Origin of the sequence: Agathobaculum sp. Marseille-P7918 (genome assembly GCF_964248325.1) — a bacterium.
Lineage (GTDB): Bacteria > Bacillota > Clostridia > Oscillospirales > Butyricicoccaceae > Agathobaculum.
Map to the genome: position 1 here is coordinate 364,446 of NZ_CAXTXI010000002.1, position 9,082 is coordinate 373,527.

Genomic DNA, 9,082 nt, shown 5'->3' on the forward strand with positions numbered 1-9,082 from the left:
AAGCGAGGAAACAATATGGAGCAAACAGGCATCATAGTGCGGGTGGCCGGCCCGGTCGTTGATGTGGAATTTGACGGCGGCCGCCTGCCTGAAATAAATGAAGCTCTCTCCGTTACAGTGGGAGACGAGAAACGGACGATGGAGGTTGCGCAGCACATCGGCGGCGATACAGTCCGCTGCATCATGCTTTCGCCCAGTGAAGGACTTGGCCGGGGCGACAAGGTGAACGCTACCGGGCATCCGATCAGCGTTCCGGTCGGCGAAGGTACGCTTGGACGCATGTTCAATGTACTGGGCGATCCGATCGACGAAAAGGGCGCAGTAGATACTTCGGAGCGTTGGTCAATCCATCGCGATCCCCCGCCCTTCGAGCAACAAAATCCCACCACTGAGATTCTGGAAACCGGCATCAAGGTTATTGACCTGCTGGCGCCGTATGCACGCGGCGGCAAAATCGGCCTGTTCGGCGGCGCAGGTGTCGGCAAAACCGTCCTGATTCAGGAGCTGATTCACAACATTGCTACCGAACACGGCGGCTATTCAATTTTTACCGGCGTGGGCGAGCGTACGCGCGAAGGCAACGATCTGTGGCGCGAGATGGGCGAATCGGGCGTTTTGAACAAGACCGCCCTGATTTTCGGTCAGATGAACGAGTCTCCCGGCGCGCGTATGCGCGTTGCGCTGACCGGCCTTACCATGGCGGAATATTTCCGTGACTGTCAGAAACAGAATGTGCTGCTGTTTATCGACAACATTTTCCGGTATGTGCAGGCAGGCTCCGAGGTTTCGGCCCTGATGGGCCGTATGCCGAGCGCGGTTGGCTATCAGCCGACGCTGGCAGACGAGGTCGGCGCGCTGCAGGAACGCATTACCTCGACCCGTGACGGCGCGATCACCTCGGTGCAGGCAGTCTATGTCCCTGCGGACGACCTGACTGACCCCGCACCGGCCACCACCTTCTCGCATCTGGATGCAACGACCGTGCTGTCGCGTAAGATTGCAGAACAGGGTATTTATCCCGCAGTCGATCCGCTGGAATCCACTTCCCGTATTCTGGAGCCGGATGTACTCGGCAACCGGCATTATACGGTGGCGCGCGGCGCGCAGGAGCTTTTGCAGCGCTATCGTGAGCTGCAGGACATCATTGCCATTCTGGGCATGGAAGAACTCAGCGCGGATGACCGCAAGACGGTAGACCGCGCACGCCGCATGCAGCAGTACTTCTCGCAGCCATTCTTTGTGGCTGAGCCCTTTACCGGTCTGGAAGGACGCTACGTAAAGCTGGAAGAGACATTGAGCGGCTTTGAAGCATTGCTGGGCGGCGAACTGGACGAGTATCCCGAGTCTGCCTTTGCCATGGTCGGCACCGTGGACGAGGTCCGTGAAAAAGCGCGCACGCAAGGGGCGGTTTAATGGATAACCTGTTTTATTTGGAAATTATTACGCCGGAAAAGCAGTTTTATGTCGGTCCCGCTGAGGGACTGGTGATACCTGCGATTGACGGCGCGTACGGTGTGCAGCCCGGTCATGAGCCAGTCGTCACTGCGATTGAGCCGGGCATCGCCCGCTTTCAGGTGAACGGCGTTTGGCAGGAAGTCGTAGTCAGCGACGGGCTTGCCGAAATTATGCCGGATTATACGATTCTTTTGGTGTCAAGCGCCGAGCGCCCCGACGAGATCGACCATGCACGGGCCGAACGCGCGAAGGAGCGTGCTGAGGAGCGGCTGCGCCAGCACCAAAGCGTGCGCGAATACCATCTCTCCAAGGCAGCGCTTGCCCGTGCCATGGCACGTTTGCGCGCGCGGCCCAAGTAAAAAAGCTTTTGGCATCAACCTGTGGTTTGCAGAGAATCAACAGGAATTTGTGACGTCAGGACACATTCAAACCAGATATTGTGAAATTATTCACAATGAATAAAAATGAGAATTTTAAGCTCTAAAACATTGTTGATTTTTCAATCATAAAAATCTGGCTGACTGCTCTACAGTGGTATACAATAAAAGCGAAAGCAAAAGGGCCTTGTAGGTAAGAAAGGAGCATTCAAAAATGGAAGATAACACCCACGCTGTATGCGAGGAAAAAGGCGCATTGACGGACGAGTTATTGCATAAGATGGACGCATATTGGCGCGCAGCCAATTACTTGGCAGCAGGCCAGCTCTATCTTCTGGATAATCCGCTTCTGCGAGCACCTCTCACCATGGATCAGATCAAAAAGAAGATTGTTGGACATTGGGGCACCGTACCGGGGCAGAACTTTGTATATGTCCACCTCAATCGCGCCATCAAGCGATATGACTTGGATTTGATCCTGCTGTCCGGACCGGGACATGGTGGAAACTTCTTTGTTGCCAATACTTATCTGGAAGGAACATACAGCGAGGTTTATCCGAATGTGAGCGAGGATACCGAGGGAATGAAGCGCCTTTTCAAGCAGTTCTCTTTCCCGGGCGGTATTGCCAGCCACGTAGCGCCGGAAACGCCGGGTTCGATCAATGAAGGCGGCGAACTGGGCTACTCCATTGCACACGCCTTTGGCGCAGTATTTGATAATCCGGATCTGATTGCAGCCGTTACGGTTGGCGACGGCGAGGCGGAGACGGGACCGCTGGCGACCTCGTGGCAGTCCAACAAGTTCCTCAACCCGATTACCGATGGCGCGGTGCTGCCGATTCTGCATTTGAACGGATATAAGATTTCCAATCCGACTATTTTCTCCCGCATCTCACATGAGGAACTGCAGAAGTATTTTGAGGGCTGCGGTTGGAAACCCTATTTTGTCGAGGGCGACGACCCGATGACGATGCACAAAAAGATGGCCGAAACCCTCGATCAGGTAGTGGAGGAAATCCTTGCGATCCAGAAGCATGCCCGTGAGACCGGCGACGCAACACGCCCTGTTTGGCCGATGATCGTACTGCGCACACCGAAGGGCTGGACCGGTCCCAAAAATGTGGATGGCCAGCAGATCGAAGGCAGTTTCCGCGCGCATCAGGTGCCGATCATGATGGATAAGCCCGAGCACCTGCAGATCCTGAACGACTGGCTGCACAGCTATCACCCGGAGGAGCTGTTTGACGAAAACGGCCGTTTGATTCCGGAACTGCGTGAGCTTGCACCCAAGGGCAACCATCGAATCGGCGCCAATCCACATGCCAATGGCGGACTGCTGCTGCGCGATCTGCGTCTGCCGGATTTCCGGGATTATGCATTTAACGTCCCGGCGCCTGGCGCTGTCGAAGGACAGGATATGATCGAACTGGGCGCCTATGTGCGGGATGTATTCAAGCTCAACGAGAGCAGCCGCAATTTCCGCGCATTTGGACCGGATGAAACCATGTCCAACCGTCTGTCTCATATTTTTGAGGTCACGAACCGTGATTGGAACGCAGAGAAATTGGACACGGATGAATTTCTGGCAGCAGACGGCCGCGTAATGGATGGTATGCTTTCTGAGCATATGTGCGAGGGCTGGCTGGAAGGCTATCTGCTGACGGGCCGTCATGGCTTCTTTGCCAGCTATGAAGCATTTATCCGTATCATCGATTCGATGGCGGCACAGCACGCCAAGTGGCTCAAGGTATGCAATCAGCTTCCCTGGAGACAGAAGATCGCTTCACTCAACCTCATCTTGGCGTCTAACGTATGGCAGCAGGATCACAATGGCTTTACCCATCAGGATCCGGGCTTCCTGGATCATATCGCAAACAAGAAGGCGGATGTTGTGCGTCTGTATCTGCCGCCGGATGCGAACTGCCTGCTCAGCTGCTTTGATCACTGCATCAAGAGCCGCAACTATGTCAATGTAATTGTTGCCAGCAAACATCCGCGGCCGCAATGGCTGACGATGGAACAAGCCGTGAAACACTGCACGCAGGGTATCGGCATCTGGGATTGGGCTTCGAACGATCAGGGGGCCGAGCCGGATATCGTAATGGCTTGCTGCGGCGAAACCCCGACGCTGGAAACCCTTGCGGCTGTATCCATTCTGCGCAAGGAGTTGCCGGAGGTCAAGGTTCGTGTCATCAATGTGGTGGACCTGATGAAACTGCAGCCTGCCACAGAGCATCCGCATGGTCTGACCGACGCAGAATATGACATGCTGTTTACCAAGGATAAGCCAATTATTTTTGCTTTCCACGGTTATCCGACTTTGGTGCATGAACTGACCTACCGCCGTCACAATCGTCATCTGCATGTACGCGGCTATAAGGAGGAAGGCACGATCACGACTCCGTTTGATATGCGTGTGCAGAATGATATCGACCGTTTCCATCTGGTACAGGATGCAATGCTGCGCCTGCCTCAGCTTGGCAATCGTGGCGCTTATCTGTATCAGAAAATGAGCGACAAGCTGGTTGAGCACAAGCAGTACATCACAGAATACGGAATCGATATGCCTGAGATTCGCGACTGGAAATGGGATAACTGATTGCTCACTTAAGCTATGCTTGCAGAAAACCTAAAAGGGCGTACCGCAGCATTCAAGTGGTACCCGTCAGGCAGACAATAAAAAATAGTTGATACCAGCAGCACGCTTTCCAGCGTGCTGCTGGCTTTTTTATAGCCAAACAAGTCAATAGATCGGACAAAATAACAGCGAAAACAGCCAGTCCTCCTGTAAAAATGGCGATGCGTTCATAACAAAACGCATCGCCATGATTTCGTGAAGGAAAATCCTCTTTATTATTTCTGTCAATTTGAGCCGCCTTGCATCGACTTATGCCGCCGGCTCAAAGTCTGGTGCGGGCTGCGCGCGGTCGTTGTCACTGTAATGCCACCATTCCTTATCGTATCCGGAAAATCCACAGGATTCCATCACCGATTCCAGCAGCATCGCATGTTCGCCTGCGGCCGCGGAAACATCTTCATAATTTTGATCTGCCAGCGCGGTAAAATCATCAAATCCAGACGGCATCTCTACCGTCTCCCCTTCCAGTGTCACCAGTGTTACGTCAACCGTGTCTCCACGGGTATGCCCTGAATAGCCGTTGGCAGGATTGGCGACATAGTTACCGTCCGGATAGGTCTCCCACAGGGTCTGCTGCGAATGGGCCGAACGAAATGCATCCCAGATACAAAGCCGGTAGCCTTGTGCCTTGAGTTGCTCCTGCGCATCGGACAGCTTGCTGACCGTAGCATAGCGCAGCCATGCATCGTCATAGGCGTAAATCACCTTGCCGGTAAAGTTATTTGTAGTAGCGTATCGCAAATCGACCGCGATATCCGGAATATAGTCCTGCACGCGGACAAAAGCCTGCGCGTCCTGCGGCGGGTCCGGCAGATCTGCCGTTTGTATGTCATCCTCTATTGCCTCAGGAGTTTCAACCGCCGACGGCATCTCATTCTCCGCCGCTGCAATATGTGCCGACTCTTCCGGCAAGGCAGTTTGCTCCTCCGCCGGAATGGTGCAGCCTGACAGCGTAGTCAGCAACAGCGCTGCTGCTAACCAATACCGATACTTCATCGACTCTCCCCCCTCCGCTTATTCTTCAATCTGCATGCTTTGCATCTGTTCTTTTGTAATCCCGTTGCGCTTTCCATAATTCGTCCAATAAACGGTGGACGCGCGGAGAAACATGTTTTTGGAAATCGGCATGGTGACCTTCCATGTCTGTGACTTTCCCGCAGCAATAGCGGCAGCCAGCTTTTTCATTTTGGCACGCACCAGAATCCGAAACGGCGTGGACAGAATTGCCTCGCCGCTCCCGATTTTCAGAACCGAGCCGAACGGATAGCCGTTCTGCCTGCAAAACAGCCGTACCATCTGCACCGCGATATCATTCTGCTCCGGCTCCATAAATCCACAGTTGATGAGAACGGAAACGCGCGGTTTCCGCCGTGGTTCATTTTGCTCCAGCGTCTTTAGAAAATGCATCAGTGTCACCGGCAGGCCATCCGCGTAGAGCGGAAACACCAGCAGCACATCTGAAAAATCCTCCATGGCCTGACACAGCTCTCTGTGGTTGTTTCGGGAAACGGCGAAATACGCCGTCTCTGCCTGACACATCTTGGCAAACATCTCGGCGTACTGCTTGGAATTGGATTTCGGTGCCCGCGGACTCGCGTTTATCAGCATTATTTTTCCCATGACTGCACCTCGCTTTGAACCGCTTGCTCCACTTCCTCTTCCGGTACAAACACCACACGCCAGCTTGCAAAGCTCATATTGTTTGCATTGCGTGCAACCAACTGCCGGAAAATATCCTTTTCTTCCTCCGACAGGTCGCCGTAACCGATGATTATCGCCTGCTTGGGCCTGACATTCCGCTGCACATGATGCGTTTCGCTGTGCAACAGGCGAATGAATGCCTGCTGCACCGGAATTGCCCGCTCCAGCATGGTTTTCATCGTCGTATCATAGCTTCCATACTTCACTCTGCTGACGTACACCACCCGGTCGCTTTGCGCAATGCGAGGATAGACCTGCACGGCATCGTCTCGAATGACACATTTTCCGGGCGTTTTCGTCCAGCACCCGAAGCAGCCGACACAGTTTGAAATATGCAGTTTTGACAGGTCAATGCACTCCGTATCGCCGCGGTCTGTTTCCGGCAGGCAAAGCGGCCTGTCACTCAAAATCAGATTCATGCTTCTCTCCTGTTTTCATTCATACTTATTTAGTGTGTTTTATTATATCATATTTCCTGCCGATTTGATATGCACATTTTTCTCCATTGCAGCCTCTGCTTTTTCATATATTGCCCAACACAGCACCCTCTTCCCTCACAAAGTTACACAACACTGACCAAAACATACTTATAATTTAACAAATTTATTGTTTTATTCCGTCAATTTTGACAATTGACGCATGATTTTCTGTGTGGTATATTGATAGTCGAAAACAAAACTTAACAAAAATATATACAAAAAAAGACCGAAACCAAACCATCTGTTATCCTTTCTGTTGCGGATGGCTTGGTCTTTTCCTGCCGTATAACACGGCACCTCTGAATATGGCGGAACGCCGGCTCTCCGTCGGCATCGGCAATAAATTTCCATCACAAAAGGAGACTTGAACATGGATTTCCATCTGACCCGTGAACAGGAACTGGTTCGCCAGATGATGCAAGACTTCACCGAGAACGAAGTCAAGCCCATCGCTGCGGAAACCGACAAAACCTCTACTTATCCCCGTGAGACCATCGAAAAGCTGTTCGATTTGGGCGTTATGGGCATGATCGTGCCGGAAGAGTTCGGCGGCGCCGGCGCGGACGACCTTTGCTCCGCCATCGCCATCGAAGAGCTGAGCAAGCAGTGCGCTTCCACCGGCGACATTCTCGCCACCCACAACGGCCTGTGCTGCGGCCCGATCATTCAGCACGGCACGCCCGCGCAGAAGGAAAAGTACCTGCGCATGCTGACCGAAGGCCATAAGGTAGGCGCGTTTGCACTGACCGAGCCGGATGCCGGTTCGGATGCTGCCAAGGGCACCTGCACCGCAGTTCTCGAGGGCGACCATTATGTCCTGAACGGTTCCAAGATCTTCATCACCAACGGTTATGTTGCGGATGTTTTCGTTGTATTCGCCATGACTGATAAGACCAAGGGCACCCGCGGCATTTCTGCATTCATTGTAGAAAGCTCGTTCCCGGGATTCTCTGTCGGCAAGCACGAGGAAAAGCTCGGCCTGCACGGCTCGCCCACGGCGGAAATCGTGTTCACCGACTGCATCGTGCCGAAGGAAAACCTGCTCGGTCAGGAAGGCAAGGGCTTCAAGATCGCTATGCAGACGCTCGACGGCGGCCGTATCGGCATCGCTGCTCAGGCGCTCGGCATTTCCGAAGGCGCAATGGAAGAATCCATCAACTTTGCCAAGACCCGTGAGCAGTTCGGCCGTCCGATCGCCAAGTTCCAGAACACCCAGTTCGTCTTTGCCGATATGCACGTTGCCATTGAAGCTGCCCGTCTGCTGACCTACAAGGCCGCTTCCCTCAAGACTGAAGGCAAGCCGTTTACGGTTGATGCAGCAACCGCCAAGCTGTTCGCTTCCGAAGCAGCCATGAAGATCACCACCAAGGCAGTTCAGATTCACGGCGGCTACGGCTACACCAAGGATTACCCGGTTGAGCGCATGATGCGTGACGCCAAGATCACCGAGATCTACGAAGGTACGAGCGAAATCCAGCGCGTCGTTATCTCCGGCAACATTCTCGGCAAGTAAGGAATAGGAGGAAAACAGAACATGAAAGCAATCGTTTGTGTAAAGCAGGTTCCGGATACCTCCGGCAAGGTTGCGGTCAATCCCGACGGCACCCTGAACCGTGCATCCATGGCCACCATCATCAACCCGGACGATAAGAACGCAGTAGAAGCAGCTCTCAAGCTCAAGGATGCAACCGGCTGTAAGGTCGTCGTTGTTACCATGGGTCCGGCTCCGGCGCAGAGCATGCTCCGCGAGCTGCTCGCAATGGGTGCAGATGAAGCCGTTCTGGTTTCTGCCCGTGAGTTCGGCGGCTCGGATACCTTTGCCACCTCCCAAATCCTCGCCGCTGCCATCAAGAAGATCGGCATCGAGGATGATGATATCGTATTCTGCGGCCGTCAGGCTATCGACGGCGACACCGCGCAGGTAGGCTCTCAGATCGCGGAGAAGCTCGATATCCCGCAGATCTCCTACGCTGCCGATATCAAGAAGGAAGGCAACACCGTCACCGTTAAGCGTATGCTCGAGGACGGCTATATGACCATCCAGACCCATACTCCCTGCCTGCTGACCTGCATCAAGGAGCTGAATGTTCCCCGCTATATGTCCATCAAGGGCATTATGTCCTGCTACAATAAGCCGGTTGAAGTTTACGACTACAACACCTTGAAGGATGATCCGCTGATCGACCCGGCTACCATCGGCCTGAAGGGTTCTCCCACCAACATCTTCAAGTCCTTTACGCCCCCGCAGAAGGGCCAGGGCAAGATGCTGGAAGGCGCCGATATGTCTACCTGCCAGGAGCTGGTTGGCGAGCTTCAGAAGAAGCACATCATTTAACTGAAAGGGGAATAATGAACAATGGCTGAATTCAATAACACCAACCTCGCCGATTTTTCCGGCGTATGGGTATTCTGTGAGCAGCGCCAGGGCAAGC

At 53.6% G+C, this 9,082-nt stretch carries 8 protein-coding genes; 5 read left to right on the forward strand and 3 right to left on the reverse strand.

Translation table 11 applies throughout. From position 1 onward, the window contains the following. Positions 1 to 15 precede the first annotated feature (15 nt). The 3 genes from atpD (at position 16) to ACESSO_RS05185 (ending at position 4,431) form a co-directional block, all read left to right on the forward strand. Positions 16 to 1,413, forward strand: coding sequence for a F0F1 ATP synthase subunit beta (atpD, locus tag ACESSO_RS05175; protein ID WP_373163970.1), 1,398 nt, complete (start codon positions 16 to 18; stop codon positions 1,411 to 1,413). Continuing rightward, the gene (gene atpC, locus ACESSO_RS05180; protein WP_373163971.1) at positions 1,413 to 1,814 is read left to right on the forward strand and encodes an ATP synthase F1 subunit epsilon; all 402 of its coding nucleotides are present in this window, start codon (positions 1,413 to 1,415) and stop codon (positions 1,812 to 1,814) included. Before atpD ends, atpC begins: the two co-directional genes overlap by 1 nt. 232 nt (positions 1,815 to 2,046) lie before the next feature. Next, positions 2,047 to 4,431 carry a phosphoketolase gene (locus ACESSO_RS05185; RefSeq protein WP_373163972.1) on the forward strand — a complete coding sequence of 795 codons (2,385 nt, stop codon included), beginning with the start codon at positions 2,047 to 2,049 and terminating at the stop codon, positions 4,429 to 4,431. 288 nt (positions 4,432 to 4,719) lie between these two features. On the opposite strand, the gene ACESSO_RS05190 is transcribed toward ACESSO_RS05185, so the two are convergent. From ACESSO_RS05190 to ACESSO_RS05200, 3 genes are read right to left on the reverse strand one after another with little or no spacing between them, the layout of a single operon-like run. Further along, a complete protein-coding gene (locus tag ACESSO_RS05190) occupies positions 4,720 to 5,466 on the reverse strand; it encodes a M15 family metallopeptidase (RefSeq protein ID WP_373163973.1) in 747 nt (248 codons plus the stop codon). Between the two features lie 18 nt (positions 5,467 to 5,484). Then, positions 5,485 to 6,090, reverse strand: coding sequence for a hypothetical protein (locus ACESSO_RS05195; RefSeq protein WP_373163974.1), 606 nt, complete (start codon positions 6,088 to 6,090; stop codon positions 5,485 to 5,487). After that, complete coding sequence (locus ACESSO_RS05200; protein WP_373163975.1) at positions 6,078 to 6,590, reverse strand: flavodoxin family protein; 513 nt, start codon at positions 6,588 to 6,590, stop codon at positions 6,078 to 6,080. The genes ACESSO_RS05195 and ACESSO_RS05200 overlap by 13 nt, the downstream gene beginning before the upstream one ends. A gap of 430 nt (positions 6,591 to 7,020) precedes the next feature. Here ACESSO_RS05200 and ACESSO_RS05205 point away from each other — a divergent pair, with 430 nt between their 5' ends. Both ACESSO_RS05205 and acrB read left to right on the forward strand, forming a co-directional pair. Continuing rightward, on the forward strand, positions 7,021 to 8,163 hold the full coding sequence (locus ACESSO_RS05205) for an acyl-CoA dehydrogenase (RefSeq protein ID WP_373163976.1): 1,143 nt from the start codon (positions 7,021 to 7,023) through the stop codon (positions 8,161 to 8,163). Between the two features lie 21 nt (positions 8,164 to 8,184). Then, positions 8,185 to 8,985: an acryloyl-CoA reductase electron transfer subunit gamma gene (gene acrB / locus ACESSO_RS05210; protein WP_373163977.1), complete on the forward strand. Its 801-nt coding sequence runs from the start codon at positions 8,185 to 8,187 to the stop codon at positions 8,983 to 8,985. Positions 8,986 to 9,082 lie beyond the last annotated feature (97 nt).